23 protein-coding genes are annotated in these 23,965 nt (G+C 68.8%); 12 read left to right on the top strand and 11 right to left on the bottom strand.

The window, feature by feature from the left end; all coding sequences use genetic code 11:
• Positions 1-20: 20 nt before the first annotated feature.
• Positions 21-1,388 carry a RecQ family ATP-dependent DNA helicase gene (locus RN743_RS05570; protein ID WP_310777301.1) on the top strand — a complete coding sequence of 456 codons (1,368 nt, stop codon included), beginning with the start codon at positions 21-23 and terminating at the stop codon, positions 1,386-1,388.
• Here the strand turns inward: RN743_RS05570 and RN743_RS05565 are convergent.
• From RN743_RS05565 to RN743_RS05555, 3 genes are all read right to left on the bottom strand, one after another.
• Positions 1,321-3,486, bottom strand: a complete 2,166-nt coding sequence (locus RN743_RS05565; RefSeq protein WP_310777298.1) for a TonB-dependent receptor — start codon at positions 3,484-3,486, stop codon at positions 1,321-1,323. The two genes, RN743_RS05570 and RN743_RS05565, sit on opposite strands and share 68 nt — an antisense overlap.
• 235 nt (positions 3,487-3,721) lie before the next feature.
• Positions 3,722-4,495, bottom strand: coding sequence for a hypothetical protein (locus RN743_RS05560; RefSeq protein ID WP_310777294.1), 774 nt, complete (start codon positions 4,493-4,495; stop codon positions 3,722-3,724).
• 88 nt (positions 4,496-4,583) lie between these two features.
• Positions 4,584-5,114, bottom strand: coding sequence for a sigma-70 family RNA polymerase sigma factor (locus RN743_RS05555; RefSeq protein WP_310777291.1), 531 nt, complete (start codon positions 5,112-5,114; stop codon positions 4,584-4,586).
• 270 nt (positions 5,115-5,384) lie between these two features.
• On the opposite strand from RN743_RS05555, the gene RN743_RS05550 reads away from it, so the two are divergent.
• From RN743_RS05550 to rpmA, 4 genes are all read left to right on the top strand, one after another.
• The gene (locus RN743_RS05550) at positions 5,385-6,611 is read left to right on the top strand and encodes an acyl-CoA dehydrogenase family protein (RefSeq protein WP_310777287.1); all 1,227 of its coding nucleotides are present in this window, start codon (positions 5,385-5,387) and stop codon (positions 6,609-6,611) included.
• A 176-nt stretch (positions 6,612-6,787) separates the two neighbouring features.
• Entirely contained in the window at positions 6,788-8,329 is a 1,542-nt protein-coding gene (locus tag RN743_RS05545; protein ID WP_310777285.1) for an Rne/Rng family ribonuclease, read from the top strand.
• Positions 8,330-8,456: 127 nt separating this feature from the next.
• Complete coding sequence (gene rplU / locus RN743_RS05540; protein WP_310777281.1) at positions 8,457-9,065, top strand: 50S ribosomal protein L21; 609 nt, start codon at positions 8,457-8,459, stop codon at positions 9,063-9,065.
• A complete protein-coding gene (gene rpmA / locus RN743_RS05535) occupies positions 9,065-9,322 on the top strand; it encodes a 50S ribosomal protein L27 (RefSeq protein ID WP_310777279.1) in 258 nt (85 codons plus the stop codon). Before rplU ends, rpmA begins: the two co-directional genes overlap by 1 nt.
• A gap of 78 nt (positions 9,323-9,400) precedes the next feature.
• Here rpmA and RN743_RS05530 read toward each other — a convergent pair whose 3' ends face one another.
• The 6 genes from RN743_RS05530 to RN743_RS05505 all read right to left on the bottom strand — a co-directional run bounded on the left by RN743_RS05530 (position 9,401) and on the right by RN743_RS05505 (position 14,983).
• Entirely contained in the window at positions 9,401-10,180 is a 780-nt protein-coding gene (locus RN743_RS05530; protein WP_310777276.1) for an enoyl-CoA hydratase-related protein, read from the bottom strand.
• Between the two features lie 89 nt (positions 10,181-10,269).
• A complete protein-coding gene (locus tag RN743_RS05525) occupies positions 10,270-10,602 on the bottom strand; it encodes a type II toxin-antitoxin system PemK/MazF family toxin (protein ID WP_310777273.1) in 333 nt (110 codons plus the stop codon).
• Positions 10,592-10,816, bottom strand: a complete 225-nt coding sequence (locus tag RN743_RS05520) for an AbrB/MazE/SpoVT family DNA-binding domain-containing protein (protein WP_310777271.1) — start codon at positions 10,814-10,816, stop codon at positions 10,592-10,594. The genes RN743_RS05525 and RN743_RS05520 overlap by 11 nt, the downstream gene beginning before the upstream one ends.
• Before the next feature lie 127 nt (positions 10,817-10,943).
• On the bottom strand, positions 10,944-12,650 hold the full coding sequence (locus RN743_RS05515; RefSeq protein WP_310777268.1) for an amidohydrolase: 1,707 nt from the start codon (positions 12,648-12,650) through the stop codon (positions 10,944-10,946).
• Positions 12,651-12,660: 10 nt separating this feature from the next.
• Positions 12,661-14,370, bottom strand: a complete 1,710-nt coding sequence (locus RN743_RS05510) for an amidohydrolase (protein WP_310777265.1) — start codon at positions 14,368-14,370, stop codon at positions 12,661-12,663.
• Positions 14,371-14,455: 85 nt separating this feature from the next.
• Positions 14,456-14,983 carry a cupin domain-containing protein gene (locus tag RN743_RS05505; protein WP_310777262.1) on the bottom strand — a complete coding sequence of 176 codons (528 nt, stop codon included), beginning with the start codon at positions 14,981-14,983 and terminating at the stop codon, positions 14,456-14,458.
• 156 nt (positions 14,984-15,139) lie between these two features.
• Between RN743_RS05505 and RN743_RS05500 the strand changes: the two genes are divergently transcribed.
• The 3 genes from RN743_RS05500 (at position 15,140) to RN743_RS05490 (ending at position 17,158) form a co-directional block, all read left to right on the top strand.
• Positions 15,140-15,394 carry an AbrB/MazE/SpoVT family DNA-binding domain-containing protein gene (locus tag RN743_RS05500; protein ID WP_310777260.1) on the top strand — a complete coding sequence of 85 codons (255 nt, stop codon included), beginning with the start codon at positions 15,140-15,142 and terminating at the stop codon, positions 15,392-15,394.
• Positions 15,394-15,726, top strand: coding sequence for a type II toxin-antitoxin system PemK/MazF family toxin (locus tag RN743_RS05495; protein WP_310777410.1), 333 nt, complete (start codon positions 15,394-15,396; stop codon positions 15,724-15,726). The genes RN743_RS05500 and RN743_RS05495 overlap by 1 nt, the downstream gene beginning before the upstream one ends.
• Positions 15,727-15,889: 163 nt before the next feature.
• Positions 15,890-17,158, top strand: a complete 1,269-nt coding sequence (locus tag RN743_RS05490) for an aminotransferase class V-fold PLP-dependent enzyme (RefSeq protein WP_310777257.1) — start codon at positions 15,890-15,892, stop codon at positions 17,156-17,158.
• Between the two features lie 48 nt (positions 17,159-17,206).
• Here the strand turns inward: RN743_RS05490 and RN743_RS15990 are convergent, their stop codons facing one another.
• Entirely contained in the window at positions 17,207-17,431 is a 225-nt protein-coding gene (locus RN743_RS15990) for a DUF2188 domain-containing protein (protein ID WP_343218990.1), read from the bottom strand.
• A gap of 134 nt (positions 17,432-17,565) precedes the next feature.
• Between RN743_RS15990 and RN743_RS05485 the strand changes: the two genes are divergently transcribed.
• Complete coding sequence (locus tag RN743_RS05485; RefSeq protein ID WP_310777254.1) at positions 17,566-18,657, top strand: XRE family transcriptional regulator; 1,092 nt, start codon at positions 17,566-17,568, stop codon at positions 18,655-18,657.
• Positions 18,658-18,883: 226 nt separating this feature from the next.
• Here RN743_RS05485 and RN743_RS05480 read toward each other — a convergent pair whose 3' ends face one another.
• Positions 18,884-20,389, bottom strand: coding sequence for a sodium/proline symporter (locus tag RN743_RS05480; protein ID WP_310777251.1), 1,506 nt, complete (start codon positions 20,387-20,389; stop codon positions 18,884-18,886).
• Between the two features lie 174 nt (positions 20,390-20,563).
• On the opposite strand from RN743_RS05480, the gene RN743_RS05475 reads away from it, so the two are divergent.
• The 3 genes from RN743_RS05475 to RN743_RS05465 form a co-directional block, all read left to right on the top strand.
• Positions 20,564-22,576, top strand: a complete 2,013-nt coding sequence (locus tag RN743_RS05475) for a TlpA disulfide reductase family protein (RefSeq protein ID WP_310777248.1) — start codon at positions 20,564-20,566, stop codon at positions 22,574-22,576.
• Between the two features lie 108 nt (positions 22,577-22,684).
• Positions 22,685-22,984, top strand: a complete 300-nt coding sequence (locus RN743_RS05470) for a YciI family protein (RefSeq protein ID WP_310777246.1) — start codon at positions 22,685-22,687, stop codon at positions 22,982-22,984.
• Positions 22,985-23,007: 23 nt separating this feature from the next.
• Positions 23,008-23,965, top strand: a 958-nt coding sequence (locus RN743_RS05465; RefSeq protein WP_310777244.1) for a Rieske 2Fe-2S domain-containing protein, incomplete at its 3' end; no start/stop codon positions are given.

The raw sequence follows: 23,965 nt of genomic DNA, 5'->3' as shown, positions 1-23,965 counted from the left end.
CGCGCGGCGCATCGAGGGGTGTGACGACCGACGACAGCACCGGCGCGGGGCGCCCCGTGGCCACCCTCGACGATGCGCGCGACCTCCTCAGGGACCGGTTCGGCTACGACGATTTCCGTCCCGCCCAGTCGCGCGTGGTGGAGGCGGTGCTCAGCGGACGGGACACGCTCGCGGTGCTGCCGACGGGCTTCGGCAAGTCCGTGTGCTTCCAGATCCCCGCCCTGCTGCGTCCGCGGGCCACGCTCGTCGTCTCGCCGCTCATCTCGCTCATCGAGGATCAGGTCGCCGGGGCCGAGCGCCGGGGCATGCGCGTGCTCGGCTGGACGAGCGCGACCCCGCGGCAGGAGGTGGACGAGGCCCTGGAGCGCGCCCGGCTCGGCGAACTCGACCTCCTGTACCTGGCGCCCGAGCGCCTGGAGAACCGGGCCGTGTGCGATCGTCTGCGCGAAGTGGGCGTGGCGGGCATCGCGGTCGACGAGGCGCACTGCGTGTCCCAGTGGGGGCACGACTTCCGTCCGTCGTACCTGCGGATCGGGCGGGCGAGGGAGAGGCTGGGCCGCCCCCCGCTGACGGCCCTCACGGCGACCGCGACGTGGCGAACGCGGCGCGAAATCGAGCGGTTCCTGGGGATGGAAGGGCCGATCCGCATCTTCGTGCCCGCGAACCGGCCGAACCTGCGCTACTCCGTGGAGATCGCCCCGGATGTGCGCGAGGCCTACCGGCGCGTGCGGCGCGAGGTGGCGGCGTGCGGGGGAGCATCGGCGGTCGTCTACGCGCGCACGCGGGGACTCAGCGCGCAGCTTGCGATCGCGCTCTCGAGGATGGGCGTGCCGAGCGCGCCGTACCACGCGCGCCTGCCGATCGAGCGGCGCCAGGCGACGCAGCGGGCCTTCCTGGACGGGAGCATTCGCGTGGTTTGCGCCACGACCGCGTTCGGCATGGGGATCGACCACCCGCACGTGCGCCTCGTCGCGCATCTCGGCGCCCCGGGGTCGCTGGAGGAGTACGTCCAGGAAGCGGGTCGCGCCGGCCGTGACGGCGAACCGGCGCGCTGCGCGATGGTCGCGATCCGCGGGAAACGCCGCCGCGCCCTTCCGTTCGGCCGGCGCGAGCGTCCCCGGCCGGGCAGCCCGCCGCCCGGCTCCGACCGGGCCGCCGCCCACGCCGAACGGCAAGCCGCCATGCAGGCCTACATCGAAACCCCCACCTGCCGCCGGGCGGCCATCGCCGCCTACTTCGGCGAACGCGCTCCGGTCTGCGACGGCTGCGACAACTGCGATCGCGACCGGGCCGCGCCCGCCCGCACCCCCGGTCGGAGCGTCAGAAGGACCACGACACGCCGAAGATGGCGATCACGGGGAGGGAAGCGAGCGGGGCGGGACGCGTGAGTTGCTGGTCCGACGTGGTCTGGTAGAAGAGCGCGTCCCGGCGATCCAGCGCGTTGAGCACCCGCACATACGGGGCGATCACGACGGACGAGCGGCCGATGCTCGCGACCCAGCGTCGGGAAATCTCGGCGTCGACCCGGAGATACGAATCCTCCGGCGCCCCGGAGAGCACCGGCAGGGGATCGTCACCGCTCGGCGCGCCCTTCTCCTCGCCTCCTCCGGTCACCGACGCGAAGGACAGGCCGGCCCCGTAGGCGAGCCGGATCCCGAAGTCGAACTCGCGCACGTTCGAGGAGAGCCCGCCGCTGAGGAGTTGCCGGCCCACGAACGGGGTGTCCTCGGCCGGATCGGTCGTCCACACGAACGCGATCGAGTAGCCGATCCAGCCTCGGATCGGACCCTCCTTCGCCTGCAGCCACAGATCCCCGCCCCAGGAGTAGAGCTGGTTTGCGTCGGGGAGATCGTCGAAGGACTTGAGGTAGGCTTCGACGCCGACGTCGACGCCGTTCTCGAGCGCGTTCTCGAATCCGACCACCAGATGGGAGGCGCCCGCGATACTGGACCCCGGCGTCGTCGGCGGGATGTAGTCGGGGTCCAACGTGGGTAGGACGCCGCCGATGGTGGGTCCGGTGAGGTCTCCCGAGAGGATGGATTCGGGTCCGCGCACCACCTGGTAGAACCTCCCGGCGGAGACGCGGAGGTCCGCCGCTTCCGTAAGGTGCCAGGTGACGGTGCCCCGCGGCGCGAACTTCGCGCGGCGGGAGGGGGCGAAATAGCTGGTCCGGAATCCCCCCCTCACCTCGACTTCGGGGGCCACTTCCCAGATGGCCTCGCCCCAGCCGGCCACCACGTCCGCGCGCCGCACCGCGTGGGTCAGGTCGTGCGCCGTTCGGCCACCGAGTACGGTTCTCCGGTCCACGACCGTCTCGTACGAGTCGAAGCCGCCGCCCGCGGCCCAGCGGAATTCGCGGCCTCCCGACTCGAACAGCGCCTCGGTGCGGGTGCGTACGGTCCGTGCAATGACGTCCGCGAACGAGACCTCGAAGTCGAGTTCCTTGTCGCGCGGCAACGGCAGGCCCGTGCCGAACCGCCCGTGCGCGCCCCGCAACGTGAACGTCCCGTTGCCCAGCGGAACGCGATAGCTCGCCGACCCCGCCAGGTTGCCCCAGTAGGCCGACTCCACCGCCCCGGCGTCCTCCAGGCGACCGATGTCGAGCAGCACGGACTCGCGGTTCCAGAACCCGGTGGCCGTAAGCTTCCCAGGCCCCAGGCGATAGTCCAGCCGACCCAGGAGGTCGCCGTACCCGTACGGCATCTCGCGCCCGTTCGTGATGACCCGATAGCCGAGCCCGTGCAGCGCCCGGCCGCTGAGGAGCACTCGCCCCGCGGGTCCGACCGGGCCCTCCGCCCGCAGGGTGCCGCCCAGGAGGTCGGCCGCGCCGGCGACGCGGAACCTCTCCGCGTCTCCCTCCCGGATCTTGAGATCGAGGACATAGGAAAGTCCCCCGTCGTAGCGCGCCGGCGTGCCGCCGATGTAAAGGGACGCTTCGTCGAGCACGCCGTCCGGGAAGGCGTCGAGGAGTCCGCTGAGGTGGAACGGCGCGTAGACGGGCGCGCCATCGAGCAGCACGAGCTTCAGGTCCGACGCGGCGCCCCGCACGTAGAGCACGCTGGTCGGATCCGCGGGATCGATGCCGGTTTCGTCCAGCGTCAGACCCGCCTCCGCCACGCCTGGAGATGAATCCAGCGCGCGGAGCTCCGTTTCTCCTTCCTCCCGGAACCCGTCGCGGGTGAGGCCCGGAGCGGGCAGCCGCCGCGCGAGGATGTGGGCGAACAGGCTCGGCATCGCGACGGGCCGCCGCTCCAGAGCCAGGTCGAGCGGGACGTCGCCGCCCGCCGGCACCAGGATGCTGGCGGCGAGCGGGTCGCGATCCAGCGCGCGCGCGACGAGATGGATGGGGCCCGCCGGAAGCCCTTCCGCCCGGTAGAAACCGTCGTCGTCCGTGACGAGGAACCAGGAAAACGCGGGAAAGCGGACTTCCACCGAAGCGGCTGCGATCGGCGTCTGGGATTCGGCGCGCAGCACGCGGCCGAACACGGCGCCAACAACCGGCGCGTCCTCGGGAGGGGGGGGCGGTGGGGGATCCTGAGCGAGAACCGGCGGAGCGAAGAGGCAGGTCGAAACGGGGCCGAGGAGCAGTGCGAATCGCCACGGATGGGAGACGGGCCCCGACCTTCGGTGCATGGGCTTCGTCATCCCGGGATCCACCCCTCAGGCTGGCAGTCCGTCAGGTCATCGTCGTCCGCCGCGGCGGCGTCCGGTGCCTGCGCTGCTACCCGTCGGTGCCGAGAAAGATCTCCACGCGACTCTCAGCCGCCGAATCCGTGCGCCGCAACTCGCCGCCCTCGAGGCGGACGACCTCGCTCTCATCGATGATTACAGAACCGGTCGCGGCGTTCCGCGGCAAGGTCACGCGGATCTCATCCGCCGCCCCCGCAACCTCGATGACGCCCGGCTCCACGTGGAAGCTCGCGTCACGGGTCTCCACCGTGGCCGTCTCTTCGTCGGACAGCTCGACCGTCAACCGCGTGCCTTCGTGCCCGCCGACCACCATGATGCGCACGGCGCCGTCGCGGGGGTCCACCGACACCCGGGAGGGTCCGGCGTCCCCGGCAACCTGGGAATCGCCCGCGATCCAGGCCGCAACGGCCTCGATCCCGCCGTCGACCCAGCCCCGGACCGGCGATCCCGGCACCGCGTACGCGCCCGCGGCGACGAGAAGCGTGATCCCCGCGGCCACCGCGACGGAGCGGCGGCTCAGCCTCGCCCAGCGTCGCGCCCGCGCGCTTGCGAGAGACGCCGGCGCCCGGCGCGCGGCTTCGCGCAGCGCCGCCGGCATCCCGGCCCGCGATTCCGGCGCCGAAAGCAGGTCGAGCGCCGCCGTCGCACGCCGCGTCGCGAAGCGCATCTCATCGAGGCGCGCCCGGGAATCCGGGCACGCCGCCACGCGCTCTTCGACGGCTCTCCGTTCTGCTGTGGTCAGCTCACCGTCGAGCAGCGCGAGCAGCGCTCCGTCGTCGACATGTGGCTGTTCACGCGTAGACATACTCAATCCTCACTATTTTCAACGCAGATTTCCAGTCGCATCCCGCAGATTTCCAGTCGCATCCCGACCGGTCACCCATCGTCCCCCCTCACCGGCCCCGACCGGTCTCGTCCTCCACGATCCGCGGATCCAGCGCCTCCGTGAACCGGCGCAGCGCCCGTGCAAGCAGCGTTCCGACCGATCCCGGCGCGACTTCGATCACTTCGGCGATCTCGGCGTACCGGAATCCTTCCTCTCTCATCAACAGCAACCGACGGTCGCGTTCGGGCATCTCCGCCAGCGCGGCGCGCACCGCCGCGACCCGTTCAGCCCGCAAGACCGGCTGATCCGGCGACTCGACCGGATCGTGCGCGAGATCGGTCTGGTCGTAGCGCTGCGACAGCAACCTTCGCCGTCGCGCGCTCATGCGAGCGTCGTCCCGCACCAGGTTCGTCGCCACCGTGAACAGCCAGCGCCGCACCTCCTCGTCCGGAAGCGTCTGTTCCAACAGCCGAACGAACGCCTCCTGTACGACATCCGCCGCAAGGTCGGCGTCACCCACCAGCCGGTCGACATACCGAAGGAGTGGCGTCCAGTGGTTCTTGTATGCCGCCTCGAAGTCCACGGTTTTCTCCTCCACACCGTTTCCGGTACGCGAAGAGCGCCGCGGGCTTGCACCCTTGCCATCCATAGGGTCAACGCCTGCCGGCGCCCGATCGTGACGCGTCCGGCCCTTCCAGATCTCCCGTTTCTGCCAGACGTTTCGGCGGGAGGCCCGCCTCCGGTACGTTAGGCACGCGGCGTCCCGAAGTCACAGCCCGCCCGCCGCCGGGCCACGCACCCGATCCTGGCGCGCAAGTGAGAAGTCCTGATTTGCGGCGCCGGCCGCACGCACCGAACAGAGGAGTGAATGGGAGACCCGAGTTTCCAACTGGAAGACCATCACGAGATGATCCGCGAGATGGTGCGGGAGTTCGCCAAGGCGGAGATCGCGCCCGTCGCCGCCGGCTACGATGAATCGGAGGATTTTCCGTGGGATACGGGCGCCCTCATGTCCGAACTGGGGCTGTTCGGGATTCCCTTCGAGGAGGAGATCGGCGGCGCCGGCATGGACCTTCTCGCCGCGTCCATCGCCGTCGAGGAACTCGCGCGCGTGGATGCGAGTCACTCGATCATGATCGGGGCGCACATGAGCCTGGCCGCGACCCCGATCGCGCGCTGGGGGACGGATGCACAGAAGGAACGTTTCCTCCGCCCTCTCGCGAGCGGCCGCGTGCTCGGCGGATTCGGGCTCACGGAGCCGGGGTCGGGTTCCGACGCGGGCGCCATGCGGACGACGGCCCGGAAGGCAGGGGACCGCTGGATCCTCAACGGCCGCAAGACGTGGATCACGCACGGGGGGGTGGGAGAGGTGTTCGTCGTCGGCGCCCTCACGTCCCCCGAGAAGGGTTCGCGCGGCATCACGGCGTTCGTCCTCACCAAGGAGACGTGCGATCTCGAAGACGCCGCGCGCGTCGGGTTCGGCCACTCCGAGGATCTCGAGCCGATGCCGGGCTTCAGCGCCGGGCAGAAGCTGCGCAAGCTGGGCTGGAACGCTTCCGACACGCGCGAACTCACGCTGGAGGACGTGGAGGTTCCGGAGGAGAACGTGCTCGGCGAGGTGGACCGGGGTTTCCCCGTCTTCCTCGACACCCTGGACGGCGGACGGGTCGGGATCGCCGCCCACGCGATCGGGATCGCGCAGGGGGCGCTGGACGAGACGGTTCGCTACACCGGCGAGCGGAAGCAGTTCAGCAGGAAGATCCACGACTTCCAGGGCGTCCGCTTCATGCTGGCCGAAGCGCAGACGCGCATTCACGCGGCGCGGCTCATGATGCACCACGCGGCGCGCCTCCGGATGGCGGGGGCGAAGCACAAGAAGGAGGCCGCGATGGCCAAGCTCTTCGCCTCGGAGACGGCGATGGACGTGACGACGATGGCGGTGCAGTTGCACGGCGGGTACGGCTATTCCCGCGAGTATCCCGTCGAACGGATGATGCGCGACGCGAAGATCACGGAGATCGGCGAGGGGACGAGCGAGATACTGAAGATCGTGATTTCAAGGGAGATGCTGCGCGAAGCGGGCTCCCTCGATTAGTTTGGGGGAGCGGTTCGGCCATGCGTTACGGCCGTAAGCGAAAGAAACCGGGCAGTAACGGAGAGATACACGAACCCCCGGCAGCGGCCGGCGGTTCGCAGCGAAGAATCGAGCCTTACAGGATGCCAGCCCCCTGGTAGCACAATCGGGCGCGGCGACCCCGTGCGCGTGCTGACGTGCGCCGCGAGATCGTCGTAAACGCCACGACCCGCGAGAAACGGGTCGCGATCTTGGAAGACCGCAAGCTCGTCGAGCTGCTGTACGAACGGCCCGACGAGCGCCGCATCGCCGGCGATATCTATCTCGGTGCGGTCGAGGCGATCGTGCCCGGGCTTCAGGCCGCCTTCGTCGACATCGGCGCCGAGAAGTCCGCCTTCCTGCACGCCTCCGATCTACAGTCCGACGAAGATCCCGACGAAAACGGGAACGAGGGGCGGGAACGAAACGGGGGGCGCCGGAGGGGGCGCAACGAGAACGCACCCCGCATCGAGGAGGCGATCCGCAAGGATCAGACGCTCCTCGTCCAGGTCGTGAAGGAACCGATCGGCACGAAGGGGGCCCGCGTCACGACGCAGGTCTCGCTCCCGGGCCGCTTCCTCGTGTATATCCCGGACTCCTCCCACGTGGGCGTCAGCCGCAAGATCGGCGACCGGGAGACGCGCGCCCGCCTGCGGCGCATGGTGCGGGACATCCTCGGCGACGACGGCGGGGTCATCGTCCGGACCGTCGGCGAGGAGCTGACGAAGGAGGCCTGCGAACGGGAACTCAAGTCGCTGCGCAAGACGTGGCGCAAGGTGCGGCGCCGGCAGAACGGGATGAAGGCGCCGGCCCTCGTGTACCAGGACGCGCGGCTGACGTCCGGCATCATGCGCGATCTGTTCAGCGACCGGATCGACCTGCTCACGGTGGATTCGGCGGAGCTGTACCACGAGATCCGCTCCTACCTGGGACAGGTGGACCCGGACCTGCTCGAGCGCGTGAGCCGGTACGACGGCGCGGCTCCCATCTTCGACGAGTTCGGGATCGAGGAGGAGATCCGGCGCGCGTTCCGCCGCACCGTGCACCTGAAGTCCGGCGGCCACGTCGTGATCGAACAGACCGAGGCCCTCGTCTCGATCGACGTGAACACGGGCCGCTACACGGGCCGCCGGGACCCGGCGAAGACCATCCTCAAGACGAACCTCGAGGCGGCGGGAGAGATCGCCCGCCAGCTCCGTCTGCGCGACGTGGGCGGGATCATCGTCATCGACTTCATCGACATGAACGAGGAGGAGTCGCGCAACAAGGTCGTGCAGCAGATGCGGACGCTGCTCGGCCACGACCGCGCGCGCACGAAGGTGTTCGGGCTCTCCGAACTCGGCCTGCTGCAGCTCAGCCGGCAGCGCGTGAGCCCCAGCCTGCACCAGCGGATGATGGAACCGTGTCCTTACTGCGAGGGCTCGGGGAGAATCCTCGCCTCGGAGACGGTGGTGCGCCGCCTGGAGCGGGCGCTTGACCGCGTCGCCGCGGCCGGCCGGGAGAGCGGGATCACCATCCTCACGCACCCGGTGATCGCCCTCCACCTGCTGGAGCGCGAACGCGAGTTCCTGGGCCGGATGAGGGACAGCGGCGGGATCGCGATCGATCTGCGCGACGACCCTCTGCTCGGGCTCGACGAGTTCCGGCTCCTCGCCCATCCGGCCGACGCCGACGTCACGAAAAAGTATATTTCGAGCTAGGAGCCCACTGCCCCATCGCCGGCCGTGACGTCGGGTCGGATGCACGCCGTTTTGTTTGACACATCCGCCCGCCGCGGGTAATCTCAGCGGCTCGCAATTCGTGGAATTCCAGCGGTGATCTGACGATATGTACGCGATTTTCAAGGCCCAGGGGAAGCAGTTTCGAGCGGTGGAGGACGCGGTGCTCCGCATCCCCTCCCTCGAGGCCGAGCCCGGGGACACGGTCAAGTTCGACGACGTGCTGCTCGCCGAGCAGGACGGGGATGTTCACGTCGGAGCGCCGTGCGTGGCGGGCGCCTCGGTCGCGGCCGAGGTAGTGAGCCACGGGCGCGGCGACAAGATCGTCGTCTACAAGATGAAGCGGCGGAAGGGCTACCGGCGGAAGCAGGGGCACCGCCAGGGCTACACGGAGATCCGCATCCTGGGCATCGATCTGCCCGACGAGCCGCGGGAGGCGGCGGCGAAGCCGGTGGCCGCGGAGCCCAGGCCCAAGGCCGCTCCGAAGCCGAAGGCCGCCCCGAAGGCCAAGGCCACGCCCGCACCTGCGGCTCCGGAAGCCGAAGCGGCTCCGGAAGCCGGGGCCCCCGAGCCGGCGGCGGTGGACATCACGCCCGTCGCGCGGAAGCTGGCGGAGGAGCACGGACTCGACCTGGGCGCGATCGAGGGGACGGGCAAGGACGGCCGCATCCTCAAGAGCGATGTGGACAAGGCCATTGCGGCGAAGGAAGGCGACTGATGGCGCACAAGAAAGGTGTCGGCTCGAGCCGCAACGGACGCGATTCGAACCCGCAGTACCTCGGCGTCAAGAAATACGGCGGCGAGCACGTGGTCGCGGGCAACATCCTCATCCGGCAGCGGGGCACGCCGTTCCACCCGGGCCGCAACGTCGGCCGGGGGAAGGACGACACGCTGTTCGCGCTCGCCGATGGACAGGTCGAATTTCACCGCCGGCGAGGCCGCCGCTTCGTCAGCGTCGTGACGCCGGCGTCCTAGCGTCGCGACACCGGCCCGCCGCGCGCTCGCAGCCGCACCGCCACCGGCTGCAGCCGCGCCGGGCCGTCCCCGCCGCCCTCAGGAGCCCCTGAACTCGGGCTTCCGCTTCTCCAGGAAGGCGCCTACGCCCTCCGCCATGTCGTCCGTCGAGAAGAGGAGCGAGAACCAGCTCCGCTCGAACTTCAGCCCCTCATCCAGCGGCATCCGCCGCGCGGCGAGGATGGACTCCTTGGCGGCCTGAAGCGCGACCGGGCTGCGGCTCGCGATGTTCGAGGCGAGTTCCATCACGTGAGCTTCGAGCTCCTCGGGCGCGACGGCCGCCTCCACGAGGCCGATCTGCTCGGCCTTCTCCCCCGGGATCAGTTCGCCGCTCATCACGAGCCGCATCGCCCAGCCCTCGCCCACCAGCCGCGGGAGCCGCTGCGTGCCGCCGGCGCCGGGGATGAGCCCGAGGTTGATCTCCGGCTGGCCGATGCGGGCCGCCGTCGAGGCGACGCGCATGTCGCACGACATGGCGAGTTCGCACCCTCCGCCCAGGCAGAACCCGTTGATCATGGCGATGACGGGCTTGGGGAAGGACTCGATCGCGCTGTACATGTCGCCGCGCGTCATGCTGCGGTACTGCTCGACGGGACGCGCGTCCTTGAACTCCGAAATGTCGGCGCCCGCGATGAACGAGCGGTCGCCCGCTCCGGTGATCACGACGACGCGTACGTCGTCGTCGCCCGCGAGGCGATCGAGCGCGGCGAAGATGGCGCAGCGGACGGCGCCGTTCAGCGCGTTGAGCTTCTCCGGCCGGTTGACCGTGAGCTTGGCGATATGTCCGTCGAGCTTCTCGACGAGAAGAACGTCACTCATGACGACTCCAGGCTACAGGTTGGCTGCCCGCGGGTCGAACGCTATCACGGGGGATCATCCGATACCACCCGAACCGGTCCCTCCCCGGCTCAGTTCGCAAGCACGCGCGTGAGGGCCTTGGCCGCAGCCTCCCGGTCACCTTCGGCCAGCCCGCCGACTCTACGGAGGATCAGGGAGTGATCGAGGGTGAACAGCTTGAAGCGAACGCGGCACGGGACGTGAAGGCCGGCCTCCCGCCAGCGCCGGATCGACACATCGCTCGGCCACCCGGCGCGGGTCGTGGTGATCATCGCCAGGATCGACTGTTCGTGTTCCGCGTGGAAGCTCTCCGACGAAACGACGAGCGCCGGCCGCCGCCGGGACGCGAGCCTGTCCGTGAAGGGGAAGGGAACGACGACGACATCGTACGGCTCAAAGGTCACGCCAGGCGTCCTCGTCCTCGCGGGAGACCCATTCGTTCAATCCCTCCGATACGGCGTGCAGGTAGCCGTCGCGGTTGGGTGAGATCTTGTGAACCAGCAGGTGATCGTCCTCGATTTCGAACGACAGGAGATCGCCCTCCGAGAGATTCGCCTGCTCGCGGATCCTCTTCGGGATCGTAGTCTGCCCGCGGGCCGTGATCCTTGAGACTTCCATCGCTCGCTCCCCTCGCTCGCTCCCTCGCTCATCCACGGCGGAGTCCGACGATTCAGAAAGTAGGAAAATCTGAATCGGCGTGCACCCGCCCGCCGTGTCGACGTGCGGCCGTCGGGGAGCGAAGCGTCTACGCTTCGTGGGTGGTGCGGCCGCCGACGACGGTGCGGACGACTTCGATCTCCTTGATTGCGTACGGGTCGGCCGTGTGGGGATCGTCGCCCAGGATGACGTAATCCGCCAGCTTCCCCCCGGTGATCGAGCCCTTGATGTGCTCCTCGAAAGAGGCGTGCGCCCCGTTGATCGTGCAGATGCGAAGCGCCTCGGGGACGGAGATTCTCTGGCTCGGGCCCCACTCGCGCCCCTGCATGTCCGTGCGCGTGACCATGCTCTGGATCGCCATCAAGGCCTCGAACGGGCCCGGCGGGTAGTCGGAGGCGCCCGCCACGGGGATGTCGTAGTCGAGGAAGCGGCGGTGCGCGAACATCCATTCCATCTTCTCCGCCCCGTACTCGCCCCACTTGTTCCCGTGGAAGTGGATGTAGGTGTAGAAGGGGGTGGGGATGGCGCCGACGTCCTTGATGCGCTGGAGGAGCGGATCGTCCACGAGCGAGCAGTGCTCGAGGCGGAAACGGGGGTCGGCCTGCGGTATCTCGCGCTGGACTCGCTCGTATGCGTTGAGGCACATGTCGATCGTCTTGTCGCCGTTCGCGTGGATCGCGATCTGGAAGCCGGCGCGGACGGCGTCGTCCACCGCCCGGTCGATGTCCTCCTGGGTCATGGTGCTGATGCCGTAGTCATCCGGACGGCCCACGTACGGGGTGCGCATCGCCATCGTGCGCTCCGAAGCGGAGCCGTCCGCGCTGTACTTGACCGCGCCGATGCGCAGGTTCTCGTCTCCGAAGCCGGTGCGAACCCCCGCCTGCTTGAGCGCCGAGAACAGCAGGCTGCCCCCGGAGGGGAAGTAGTACATGCGGAAGCGGAGGTCCCCCGCGTCGTAGGCGTCCTGCAGCGCGGTCAGGCCCTGGCTGTTCCCGCCCGTCTCGTGAACTGACGTGATGCCGGCCGCGGACATCAGTTGGCCGATGAGGGCGACGCCCGCCTGGCGGTCCTCCCGCGTGCTCCCGCCGGGGACGAGGCGCTGCAGGGGGCGGCGCGCGAGCGAGGCGACCTTGCCCGTGAGTTCGCCGTCCTCGCGGTAGAAGTGCCCGCCGGTCGGGTCGGGCGTGTCCACGGTGATCCCGGCCAGTTCGAACGCCTTCGAGTTGTAGACGCTCGTGTGCCCGCCCCGGTGCGTGACCTGGACGGGGTGGTCGGGGACGGCCTCGTCGATGTCGCGCCGGTTGAGCGGGCGCCCCTCCTCGATCTTGGTGTCGTCGTAGAGGAAGCCGACGACCCACTCGCCGGGAGGCGTGTTCTGCGCGCGCTCGCGGAGCGCGGACTTCATCCCCTCGATCGTGCGGATGTTCATGTCCACCTCGGTGAGGTGGCGCATGCCCGCGGAGGAGGGATGGTTGTGGGCGTCGATGAAGCCGGGGACGACGGTGCCGCCGCCCGCGTCGATGCGCTCGGTGCGCGGCCCGATGAGGTTGGCGATGTCGTCGTTCGAGCCCGCGGCGAGGAAGCGGCCGTTCCTCACGGCGAGCGCCTCCGCCCGCGGGTTCGCGTCGTCCACCGTGTAGACGGTCGCGTTGGTCACGACCTGGTCGGCGTGATGGGCGGCGCCGTCGCCGGCCTGTCGGCCGCCCCCGCCCGGCGTCCCGCAGCCCGCCAGGGCCGCGCCCCCGGCCGCGAGCCCGGAAAGGGCCATGAACTCCCGGCGATTGACCTCGCTCATCTTCGCCTCCTCAGGCTTCGTAGGTGGCGCGCCCGCCGACGACGGTGCGCAGGATCTCGATCTCCTTGATCGCGAACGGGTCGACGGTGTGCGGGTCCTCCGCGAGGATCACGAAATCCGCCAGCTTGCCCGCGGTGATCGATCCCTTGATCCCTTCCTCGAAGGAGGCATGGGCTCCGTTGATGGTGCAGACGCGGAGCGCCTCCTCGACCGTGATCTTCTGGCTCGGACCCCACTCGCGCCCCTGCATGTCCGTGCGTGTGACCATGCTCTGGATGCCCATCAGCGTCTCGAACGGCCCCGGTGGATAGTCGGAGGCGCCCGCCACGGGGATCCCGTAGTCGATGAACCGGCGGTGCGCGAACATCCATTCCATCTTCTCCGCCCCGTACTCGCCCCACTTGTTCCCGTGGAAGTGGACGTAGGTGTAGAACGGGGTGGGGATGGCGCCCACGTCCCGGATCCTGCGCAGGAGATCGTCGTTCACGAGCGAGCAGTGCTCGAGGCGGAAGCGGGGGTCGGCCTGCGGCAGCTCCCGCTGCGCGCGCTCGAAGGCGGTGAGGCACATGTCGATCGCGAGGTCGCCGTTCGCGTGGATCCCGATCTGCCACCCGTTCCGGACCGCGTCGTCCACCGCGTGGTGGATCGCCTCCTGGTTCATCGTGAGGATCCCGTAGTCGTCCGGGCGCCCGACGTAGGGCGTGGACATGGCCATGGTGCGCTCGGAGGCGGAGCCGTCGGCCCCGTACTTGATCCCGCCGATTCTCACCCACTCGTCCCCGAAGCCGGTCCGGATGCCCGCTGCCTTGAGGTTGGCGAAGAGGAAGGAGGCGTCGCCGGCGTTGGGGAAGACGTAGGCGCGGAAGTGGAGTTCGCCCGCCTCGTAGGCGTCCTGATAGCTCACGAGATCGTTGCCGGCGCCGGTCTCGTGGACGGAGGTGAGGCCGGCCGCCGCCATGCGTTCGCCGATGAGGCGGATGCTCTCCTGCCGCTCCGCGCGGGTCGTGCCGGCGGGGATAAGGCTCTCGAGTGGTTCCTTGGCGAGTTCGGCTACGCGTCCGGTGAGTTCGCCGTCCTCCCTGTAGTACTTGCCGCCGGGCGGGTCGGGGGTCTCGACGGCGATGCCGGCGAGTTCGAACGCCCGGGAGTTGTAGACGCCGGTGTGGCCGCCACGGTGCGTGACGGAGACAGGGTGGTCCGGGACCGCGTCGTCGATGTCCGCGCGGGTCAGCGGACGCCCGTCCTCGAGCTTCGTGTCGTCGTAGAGGAAACCCTGCACCCACTGGCCCGGCGGCGTGTTCTGGGCGCGCTCGCCCAGCGCGCTCTTGATCGCGTCGATCGAACGGACGTCGAGGCTCACCTGCTTGAGGTGCTTCGTGCCGGAGTAGAAGGGATGGTTGTGCGCGTCGATGAAGCCCGGGACGACCGTCTGGCCGGCGGCGTCGATGACGTCCGTGCCCGGGCCGATGAGGTTCGAGACGTCGTCGCTCGAGCCCACGGCGAGGAAGCGGCCGCTCTTGACCGCGAACGCCTCGGCCCGCGGTACGTCGTCATCCACCGTGTAGACGGTTGCGCCGCGCACGACGATGTCCGCGTGACCTCCCGCCGCGCCCGCCCCGGCCGATCCGCCGCCGCCCGGTCCCGCGCACCCGGCCGTGGCCGCGCCACCCGCGGCCAGCCCCGTGAGCGCCATGAAGTCGCGCCGCGTGAAGTCGCTCATCTCGCCCCCCTGATCGGTGCCGCCCGGGATCCCGCGCTGCCCCGTGCGCCGGCTCGCGCTTTGCCGGCTGTTGCGTAGCCGAATCTTACTTTAGCTCGACGAGTTGTTCGGGGTCCACGCGCACGACGATGTAGGTGATCGTCTCGGTGATCTCGCTGAAGCCGTGCGGTGAGCCCGCCGGGATGATGAGCATGTCGCCGGGTCCGATCTCCTGGCTCTCGCCGCCCACGATCCCGCCCACGGCACTGGGTCCGGTGAGCGTGCGCACCGTCTGTCCTTCCGGGTCCAGCTCCCGCGCGTTCGAAAGTTCGCCTCCGGTCACCAGCGTGCCGCGGCCCGATACGACGTAGTAGACCTCGGTCTGCTTGTGGTGCTGGATCGCCCCGAGCGACGTGGACGGCGGGCGCTGGACGACGCCGACGCCGGTGTTGTGTCCGCCCGCGTCGATGTGCCGGATCGCCTGGTCGCTGACGCGGCCCTCCGGCGCGTTGGCGATCGTGGCGAGGATGTCGGCCGCGGAGATGTAGGTGGCCGGCGGGTTGTCCGGGCGGTCCCCCGGCGCCGCGCTCCAGAGAATGCCCGCCGTGAGGGCGGCGACGATGAGCTTCGACATGGTCCGGCTCCCGTTCCGATTGATGGAGAGATGAGACGGCCCCCGACACTAAGCACGGCCGAGGGTCCCGGTCCACGGCTCGCCCCACGGCTTGACTGGCGCCGGGGAGTAATTACAGTAATTACCGTACAACTCGCAAGGGAGAAGAATCCAACCATGGGCCGAGCATCAACGACCCGCACCGTCAAGCTTGTGGCGATCGGGAACTCAAGGGGCATCCGGCTGCCGAAGGTCCTGCTGCGCAAGTACGGCTGGGGGGAGTCTGTTGTCGTGGAGGAGGCGGAGGACGGGCTGATTCTCCGGCGGGAGACCGAGCCCCGAACCTCCTGGGAGGATACGTATCGAGCCATGGCCGCTGAGGCTGAGGACTGGAGCGATTTTGACGTCACCATCGCCGATGGTCTGGATTGATGGGGGACTTCCCCAAGCGCTACACGATCCACTTCGCCGATCTCAACCCGACGATCGGCGCGGAAATCAGGAAGGTCAGGCCGGTCGTCGTCGTCAGTCAGAACGACATGAACCGGTTGCTCGAAACCGTCGTCGCCTGTCCCCTGACGACAGCGCTCCATCCTCAGTGGCGCACGCGCGTGCAGATCGTGTGTGCGGGCCGAGACGCGGAGATCGCCGTGGATCAGATACGCACGATCAGCAAGCGTCGGCTTCGTCGCCGGATCGATCGGCTATCCCCGGGGAAGGCGGCCGAGCTCCGCCGAGTCATTACCGAGATGTACGGGGAGTAGCGAGTCCCGCGCGACTCCGACTTCCCATGTCTGCCGGTACACGTTCCCGCGGGAACGTTTCGGGGCGCGTAGCTGTCCTGCGCACAGGAAGAGGACGTATCTTCCAAGGGTCGTTTTCGGGGGTCTGCGACAGACCGCTCACGAGAGGGATCAGGAGGGACGGATGACCGAGTGGAGCCGCCGCAACTTCGTCAGGACGGCCGCCGCCGCGGGGCTGGCGCTGCCCGCCGCGCCCGCCCTCGCGCACGCCGCCGGGGCGCCCGAAGGCGCTGACGACGCCGGGCCGGTCCTCGGCTCACGTCCACGCTCGGACGATGATCCGCTGGGGATCAGGGGCCAGTTTCCGGTCGCCGGGGAGTTCGCCTACCTGAACACGGCTTCTACGGGTCCGCTTCCGCTTCCGGTCCGCGAGGCGCTCGTCGGCTACGCGGACGAGAAGATGACGTATCGGGATCCCGCGAGCCGCAGGCGCGCCGTGGACCGCGCGCGGAGCCGCTTCGCCAACCTGTTCGGCGCGGACGAGGAGGAGATCGCCTTCCTCTTCAACACGAGCGACGGCGAGAACATCGTGGCCAACTCGATCGACTGGCGGCCGGGCGACAACGTCGTCATCGACGAACTCCACTTTACCACCGCGTTCGTCGTCTACCGGGAACTCGAGAAGCGGGAGGGCGTCGAACTCCGGATCATCCCCTCGCGCGAGGGCCGCGCCCACCCCGAGGACTACGACGCCTACACCGACGACCGCACGCGGCTCATCAGCGTTGCGTGGGTCTCGAATCGAAACGGGTTCCGGTACGATCTGCCGGCGCTGGCCGAGATCGCGCACGCCAGGGGCGGGTACCTGTTCGCCGATGGGATCCAGGCGTTCGGCACCTTCCCGACGGACCTGCACGCCGAGAACGTCGACTTCGCCTGCGGCAACGGGTACAAGTGGCTCCATGCCGACTTCGGCTGCTCGATCCTGTACGCGCGGCGCGAGCACCACGACTGGATGCAGCCCGACCGCTTCGGCCACGGTCAGGTGGCCGAGACGCTCCCGGAACACCAGTACCGGCTGAGGACGGACGCGCGGAAGTTCGAGCATGGGAGCCTCGCCTTCGGGCCCGTCGCGGCCATGGACGCCGCCCTCGGCTTCATCGACGAGGTGGGGCTGGCGCGGATCGCCGAACACACGCAGGCGCTCGCCGGCGAACTCCGCGAGGGAGCCGCGGGGCTGGGGATGAAACTGTTCACGCCGCCGGCCAACCCGTCACCGATCGTGAGCTTCTACCACGGGATGGATCCGGACGAACTCGGCGACGCGCTGCGCGAGGAAGGCGTGTTCTTCAGCTACCAGGAGGGCGGGGAACTCCTCCGCGCCGCCGTCGCGATGTTCAACAACCGCGCCGACGTCGACCGCCTCCTCGGAGTGATCGCCGCCCGCGTGTAGGGATCCCTGCCGGGATCCGCACACTACAAGTGTGTGTCCGCCGTTTGCTCAGCCGGGTGGCGGGAACGGATCGCCGCCGTAGGAGTCTCGTTCCCGGATCCGCCCGTCCCTGCGGTGGATGAAGAGTTCGGTCCTCTGATTCCGGGCAATGGATCGAGCAGCTTCAACGGCTTGTTCTTGCGTTCGGTGGAGCGACGTAGCACGCCGGCTTCCGGAACCTCGGACCGCCCAGCGACTGCCATGAGGCACCACGTGTTGGTTCCTTCTTGTCATTACAAGTCCTTTTAAAAAAATGACATGCGCCCTGATAACGGCGTTCTGTCTCCCATGTTGACCGAGCTGTCACCCGGGTTTACGATACAAGCTTAGTTTGTTGTATTGTAAACCGCAAGCTTACCGGAGGGTCCATGTTTGGGGACCGTTTGAGACTTGCTCGGAGAAGGGCAGGCTATTCGCTGCGCGGACTGTCGGGGGCGCTCGATGGGGACGTGACGGCGCAGGCGATCGGGAAGTACGAGCGCGGCGAGATGATGCCCAGTTCCAGTGTCCTTCTGGACCTGGCCCAGGTGCTCGGTGTGTCGCTCGAATACCTGCTGAGCGAGCAGGTCGAGGAACTGGAAGGCGTGAGATTCCGAAAGTTCGCAGGTACGAGCGCTCGCGAGCGCTCGCGGGTCGACGCGGAGGTCATCGACCATCTTCAGAGATATCTCACCGTTGAGGAGATCCTCGGGGCAAACGACTGTTCCTCGGCGGATCCGCCGAGGGGAGACCGTTTCTTCGGTCGGCCCGAAGACGGCGAAGTGGTGGCCGAGGATCTTCGCCGGGAATGGAAGCTCGGAATCGATCCCATTCCGAATGTGACGGCGCTTGTCGAGGACCGCGGAATAAGGGTTCTCGTCATTCCGCTGCCCGTCGGGGTGTCTGGGCTCACCTGCCTCGTACGGCGATCCGGACGGAGACAACGGGTCCCCGTGATCGTGACAAACCGGCACGATACGCTGGAGCGCCGCCGGTTGACCGTCGCGCACGAACTTGCGCATCGGCTGATTGATGACGTTTCACCCGTAGATCGGGAAAAGGCCTCGGACTTCTTTGCGGGCGCCTTTCTGGTGCCTCGGGATCATCTGGTGCGAGAGATCGGCAGGCACAGGCGTGCGCTCGGATATCGGGAACTGATTCAACTGAAGCGCATGTACCGCGTCAGCGCCGCCGCGCTTCTGGTACGCCTCGGGCAGGTCGGCGTCATCGCGGAGGCGACGCTTGACTACGCATTCCGGACGTTTGCGCGCGGCTGGCGGACGACCGAGCCGGAGCCGCTCGAACCGGAGGGAGCAAAAGGGAGACACGAGGTCCCACAACGCTTCGAGCGACTCTGCTACCGCGCCCTTGCGGAGAAGTTGATTACGCCAGCCAAGGCGGCGGAGTTGTTGCAACAGCCTCTGGCGGCCATCGAGCTTGGACTGAAAGGGCCCGTCAAAGGCGATGCGGTTCGTAGTTAGCGACACGACCTGTGTGATCGACCTCGGCAAGGCTCAGCTTCTGCATGCCCTGCTGGAGCTTCCCTATCGTTTTCTCATGCCCGACAAGCTGTTCCAGGACGAACTCCTCTGCCTATCGAGTACCGAGAAGCGCCACTTGATCGAAGGGGGCCTCGAAGTTCGCAGCTTGCCGGGGCCAGCCGTGCGGCGCGCTGCTGCCTACTTCAACCGTTACCGGACCCCAAAGCTAACGGATCTCCTGGCGGATGGTGGCGAGTTCCTCGGCGGCGCCCTCGGGGGGCTGGGTGAACAGGCTCACGCCGATCGTGACGGCGAAGCCGGCCGCGAAGCCCGGGAGCATTTCGTACAGGTCGTAGAAGCTCTCCTTGAAGAGGACGACCCACAGCATCGTCACGAGGAAGCCGGCGATCATGCCGGCGAGCGCGCCCGCGCGGGTGGTCCGGGCCCAGAAGAGCGAGCACAGCACGACCGGGGCGAACGCCGCCGCGAGGCCGGACCAGGCGAAGAGGACGAACCAGAAGATCGCCCGCTCGGCCGTGAGCGCGAGGAGCAGGCCGGTCACGCCGAGCACGACCGTCACCGCCTTGCCCAGCACGGAGAGCGCCCGCTGCCGGGCGTCGGGGCGGAAGATCTTCTGATAGACGTCGCGCACCGCCGCGGAGGAGGCGAGGATCAGCAGGGAATCGGCGGTCGACATGATGGCGGCGAGGACGACGATGAGGACGAGGCCCGTGAACAGGTCGGGCAGCAGTCCCGCGGCCATGGCGGGGAGCGCCGTCTCGGGGTCGGCGAGGGCCGGGTAGAGGACGCGGGCGGCCATTCCTGTGAACACGGCCCCCAGGTCGAACACGATGATGCAGCCGACGGCGATCGGCCCCGCCTTCCGGATCTCGCGCTGGTCGCGCGCCGCGAGGAAGCGCGCCAGGAGCTGCGGGGCGCCGAGGAACGCGAGCCCGACGCCCACGAAACCGGCCGCGCTCGCGATCCCGAGCGGGGTGAGTCCGAGTCCGCCGCCGAGCCGCAGGAGGTCCGGGCCGGACGCCTGCAGCCCCTCGAACACGGCGAGGGGTTCGGCCGCGCGCAGCCCGTCCATGAGGGCGCCCCAGCCTCCCACCGCGCCGATGCCGACGAAGGGCAGGACGAGGAGGCACGCGAACATGAGCACGCCCTGGGCGAAGTCCGAATACGCCACCGCCTTGAACCCGCCCACGACGGTGTAGAAGAGGACCACCGCGAGGCCGAGCCCGACGCCCACGCCGTAGCCGGTGCCGAGGAAGGAGTCGAAGGCCTTGCCGGTCGCCGTGAGCTGCGCTCCCACGTAGAAGGCGACCATGGAGAGGACGATGACGGCCCCGACGATGCGGAAGCTGTGCGTCTTGTCCCGGAAGCGGTCCTCGAGGTAGTCGGGGACGGTGATCGAGCCGTAGCGGTCGGTGAACGCCTTGAAGGGCCGCGCCACGAAGGCCCACGCGAGGGCGACGCCGAGCACCTCGCCGAGAACGACCCACAGCGCGTGCATGCCGAGCGCGTACCCGATGCCCGTGAGCCCGAGCAGGAGCCAGGCGCTCTCTCCCGTCGCGTTCGAGGAGAAGGCGAGGACCCACGACGGGAGCTTCTTGCCCGCGGCGTAATAGCCCTTCACGTCGTGCGATTCCCTCCCGCCCCACACGCCGATGACGAGGAGGAAGAGGAGGTAGACGACCACGACGCCGATGATCACGGGAGAGGGCATTCACGCCTCCGTTCGCGTTGTTTGGGCGACCTCGCGTGTCCTACCTTCCGCCACGGACCCGCCGCTGACAACCATCGTCCGAGGATTCGGTGTCGGGGGTGTATCGGTGGCCGTACGTCGGCGGCGCGGGATCCGCGGGTCCCGGATGCGCGCAACCCCTGCATCGAGGGACATATGACTTTCTCCACGGTCCGACTCGCGGGCCTCGCGGGCCTCGCGGTGCTTGCGGCGGGGTGCGGCGACGCGCGCCCGCACTCCGACCTGATGGCGGACGCGGCGGCGGACGTCGAGGCGGTCCGGCTGGAACAGGCCATGACCCGCTACGACTCCGCGCGCACGAAGGCTCCGGACCAGGCGGAGGCCCACCGGCAGTACGCGAAACTGGCCAGCTATTTCAGCCTGCACGCGGAGGCCGCGCGGGCGTGGGAACGCGTGCTCGAACTCGAACCCGGCGATTCGGCCGCCTGGGAAGGGTACATCCACGATCTTCGCTGGGCCGGCATCTTCGAGACGGACCGGAGGTACGCGGAGAAGATCCTGCAGGTCCTCCCGGAGGCGCTCCGCCACGCGCCGGATCGTCCCGTCATCTACGACGAAGGGCAAGAGGCGGCGGCGGACCTCGGACAACTCGACGCCTACGGCGCGATCCTCGCCGAGCTGCAGGCCATGCGGCCGGACGACCAGATCCTCCTTCATGCCGTGGGAGCCCTCCGCGTCGCGCTGGCGGATCAGGAGGAGGGGGACCGGGGTCAGGCCGTGAGGGACTCGATCGGCGTCGTGCTCGACGCGCTCGCCGCCGGGATCGAAGACGATCCGGATGTCGCGGCACCGGTCCTGTACCGGCTCGCGGCCGGATACGACTTCCGCGTGCTGCGGCGGGAAGACGACGCGGACCGCTGGCTGGAGCGTCTCGAAGCCGCGCCCGACCGTGGGGCCCTGGCGGACGACCCGCGCTACTGGGATCTGTTGTTCGATTTCCAGGAGGCCCTCTACGGCGACGCCGATGAAGGCGATCCGGCCGAGCCGTCGCGTCTCGTCGCCGAAGGGCTGAAGTCAAGGGATCTCGGGCGCCGCGCCGTGTGGGTGAGCCACAACCACACGGTCGTGACGCAGCAGGCGCTTGCTTCCATCACGGGCGATGCGCCGAGCCGCACGACCGTCTGGAGGGCGCCGGCCGTCGCCGGGGAACCACCGCACGCGCGGCTCGAGCCGGAGGTGGCCGGGCAGCTCCTCGCTGCCTCGATGGACGCGGTCCGCTGGCGGGAGAGCGTGTTCTCGACGCTTCGCGGCCTGCTCTTCTTCGGGATCGAGCCCGAGGCCGTGCTCGGGGAAGCGATCGCGATCGAGGAAAACCTCCGCGCCCACAGCCCCGGGTACCTGTACCCCGGCAGCCAGGGCGATGAGCGGGAGAGGTCGCGACAGTCCTCGATCGCCGGCGCGCGCATCCTCCAGGCTCGCGCGCTCACGCAACTCGGGGAGATCGAGGCGGCCGGCGCGTTGTTCGAGCAGGTGGCGGACGAGTCGCGCGGTGCCGCCACCCTGGGGGAGTATGGGCGTCACCTCCTCCGTACGGACCGACCGGCGGAGGCTCTCGACGTCTTCGTGGAGGCGATCGCGTTCGGCGGGTCCCGGTTCCGCCCGCTCGCGGATGAAGCGGCCGCCGAAGCCGGACTGTCCCCCGAGACGGTGGAGGAGCGGCTCGCGATCCGGCAACCCGTCGTGGCGGAAGAGTTGGAGCGGCGGGAACTCGGCCAGCGCATCGAGCGCGAGGCGCCGGAGTTCGCGATCGCGGACCAGAACGGATTCGAGTGGCGGCTGAGCGACCTCGAGGGGAAGATCGTCGTGCTGAAGTTCTGGGCGACGTGGTGCGGCCCCTGCATCGAGGAGTTCCCGCACTTCGTCGAACTCCTGAAGACGTACGAAGACGACGAGGATGTGGTGTTCCTCACCGTCGCCACGGCCGGGTCGCCGCGTGATGAGGTCGCCGCCCAGATCGAGGAGGGCGGCTTCACGTTCCCGGTCCTGTTCGACGAACAGGGCCTCGCCCTGGACTACGAGGTCCTCGGCTATCCGACGACGTTCTACCTGGACCAGGCGGGGTTCATTCAGTTCAAGCGCGGGGGCTTCGTCGAATCCGGCTACGAAGGGGGCGTCGCGCGACGCATCGACGCCCTCCGCGGCCAGTAAGGGTCGCCCCTCCGGGAGCGTTGCGTGAACCGCAACCGGGATCGCAGCTTGACGGCTTGAGCGGTGGGATACCCTCCGTGATGGGACACAGGCCAGAGAGGTGCATCAATGTACGTCGCTGCATTCATCACAGATAAGTCGGCAGTGTCGCAGGCGCGGGACGAAGCGCGTCCGGCGTTCATGGAGTATCTCCGCAGTCATCCGGCCCATCCGGATGTCGTCGTGCATCACGGCGGGCCGACGCTCGGGGACGATGGCGAGAGCATTGTCGGGCGGCTGATCGTGATGGAGGCTCCATCCGTCGCGGCGGCGCGCGCCTTCCTGGACGACAGTCCCTTCGGCAAGGCGGACGTGTTCGCCGAATGCCATGTCCACGCGTGGGACTGGACGACGGGGCGGCCCCGCTAGCGAGGCGTCCCCGCTAAGCGTCGGTGGACATCAAGGACCTGATCGTCGACGACCGGGACCGCGGGGTGTTCAGGGTTCATCGGTCGTGCATGACGTCCGCCGATCTGTTCCGGCAGGAACGGGAACGGATTCTCGATCGCTGCTGGATCTACCTGGGGCACGAATCGGAGGTGGAGGCCCCCGGGGACTACCGCCGCCGCACGGTAGCCGGCCGGCCGCTGTTCTTCATCCGCGGCAACGACGATCAGATTCGGGTCTTCCTCAACTCCTGCCCGCACCGCGGCGCCATGATCTGCCGCCGCGACGCCGGGAACGCCGGGGTCCTGCAGTGCTTCTATCACGCCTGGTCCTTCAGCACGGACGGCGATCTGATCGGTGTTCCCGGGGAAGATGCCTACGGCCCCCACTTCGACCGGACGGAGTTCTGCCTGAAGTCACCGCCCAGGGTCGACAGCTACCGGGGCTTCCTTTTCGTGAGCTTCAACCCGCAGGCCGAAGACCTCGTGACCTATCTGGCGGGAGCCAGGGACTATCTCGACCTGGTCGTCGACCAGGCCGAAGAGGGGATGCGGGTCGTTCCCGGCTCCAACAGGTACACGATCAAGGCCAACTGGAAGCTGCTGGCCGAAAACAGCCTTGACGGATATCACCTGCTCCCGACCCACCGAACCTACGTCGACTACATCGCCGGTTTCGGGGCGGACGACAGTGGAGACACCGTGGCCGCCCGTCCGCCCGGTGTGGCGAAGGCCCTGGGCGGCGGCCACTGCGTATCGGAAAACATATCCCGGAACGGCCGTCCCATCGCCCGCTGGCACCCCGTCTTCGGCGAGGAGGCCAGGGAGCGCATTGCGCGCGTGCGCCGGCGGCTGGTGGACAAATACGGAGAAGAGCGCACCTACCGCATGGCCGACACGTCGCGAAACCTGCTCATCTATCCGAACCTGCTGATCATGGACTTCGTGGCCATCAGCATCCGGT

The sequence above is a fragment of the Candidatus Palauibacter scopulicola genome (assembly GCF_947581915.1).
Taxonomy (GTDB): Bacteria; Gemmatimonadota; Gemmatimonadetes; order Palauibacterales; family Palauibacteraceae; genus Palauibacter; species Palauibacter scopulicola.
The sequence above is the reverse complement of the archived record's forward strand: the minus strand, read 5'-3'. Positions and strand labels throughout refer to the sequence as shown.